Source organism: Elstera litoralis (assembly GCF_000963705.1).
GTDB classification, from domain to species: domain Bacteria; phylum Pseudomonadota; class Alphaproteobacteria; order Elsterales; family Elsteraceae; genus Elstera; species Elstera litoralis.
This window is the reverse complement of sequence record NZ_LAJY01000691.1, coordinates 1-1,445: the sequence shown is the minus strand read 5'-3', so window position 1 is coordinate 1,445 and position 1,445 is coordinate 1. Positions and strand designations below refer to the sequence as shown.

1 protein-coding gene is annotated in these 1,445 nt (G+C 57.6%); it reads right to left on the bottom strand.

Annotated features, from left to right (window positions below):
• A partial coding sequence (locus VZ95_RS19025; protein WP_045777262.1) for a hypothetical protein occupies positions 1-470 on the bottom strand: 470 nt, incomplete at its 3' end.
• Positions 471-1,445: the final 975 nt, after the last annotated feature.

Genomic DNA, 1,445 nt, shown 5'->3' with positions numbered 1-1,445 from the left:
TACTGCACCTGCATGTGCTGGAACTTCACGCTCCCATTGCGAGAGGTGACGGTGATCTGGATATTGCCACCTGCAATTTTCTCGGCCTTGTATTCATACCCGCTGCGCTCGATCCGTTCGCGGTTGAAATGCTTGGGCGCGATACAGACGCTGCGGAGCGAGATTTGCTCGTTCACGCCTTTCCGCGTCACCTCGAAATGGATGCCATCCAAACGGATTTGCAGGTCAGAGATTGCAAGTTTCAACGCCTGCGCCTCGGCGGTATCGTTTTCGTTTCGGAGCAGGGCCAGGATATCCCGCCGAACCGGGTTCGGCTGGCCTTTGACCCAATCCAGCATCGCCCGTTCTTGCGCCTCCGCGGAGGCATGACGGAACCACGCATTGAAAGCGGCCCAAGCTTTCACGAAGGGGCCGATGTAGTCGATTTCGGCCCGGTTCATCCAATCGGCGGCGTGGGGAGGCAGGGGCATCAGATCCCCCCTCGGCTTGGTCAAGGTAGGCCATCGCAGCGGCTTCCCCATCTTCAATCGCAATCTCGACGGCGCGCTTGGCGGCTTCGAGCATTTTGGCTGCGCGAGCCCTAGCCAGCTTTGCCGCCTGTACACTCTCCGTTATCTTCGCAGCTACCAGATCGGATATTTGAGGTAAGGGCAGATTGAAAATATCGGCTTCGGTGATCGCGGGGTACATGCTGGCGCTGGCGTAAAGGTCGAGAAGCTCGCAGATAACCGGGAGGCGCAGGTAGGTCAGTAGCACTTCGGGTGCAATATCGCGCGGGGTTAGCACAACGAACCCTGAGGAGCATACAAGCCCGTCTTGATCCGGCGTTATCTGAGCAGAAAGGCGACGAACTGGACGGACAGTCGAGGTAATGATATCCCCTGAACGAACGTGCCATGTGGCGCGGCTTGGCGCATCTTCCGAGGCAAGGCGGGTGCTGGTGGTTGACCCGGCTCCGTCGATATCGCTGATTTCGATATAGTCGAAGATCGTGCAGGCATCTGGCCGGAACTTCTCGCGCCGAGGATCGGCAACGTCTGACACATGGCGCCCATCGACCGAGAGCAGGTCGAGCAGAGCCTGAATGCGGGGCGCAAAGAATCGCGCGTCAAGTCGCCTAGAGGTGTACGCCTCACTGGCGCGGGCCATATATGCGAGCGGTTCGGGCGGGGTCCAATCGGCAAGACCGAGGGCAGTAAGCAAGACATCTTGTGCACGTTGGAAATCGATCCCGACGGCTTCATGTGTTTCATAAGCTCGCTCAGCGAGCTGCGCTATTCTGCGTTCTAAACCAGAGGAAAAGCGTGGAACTTGGATACGCTCAATCATCCAAAGGAAAATGTGCTGCTGGACACTTCCTGCCGGAAGCCGACTCATCTGAATTTGGCCATATCGCGAGGACAGGTAGGCCGCCATAAAGAAAGGCGATATACCATCAAGGAACA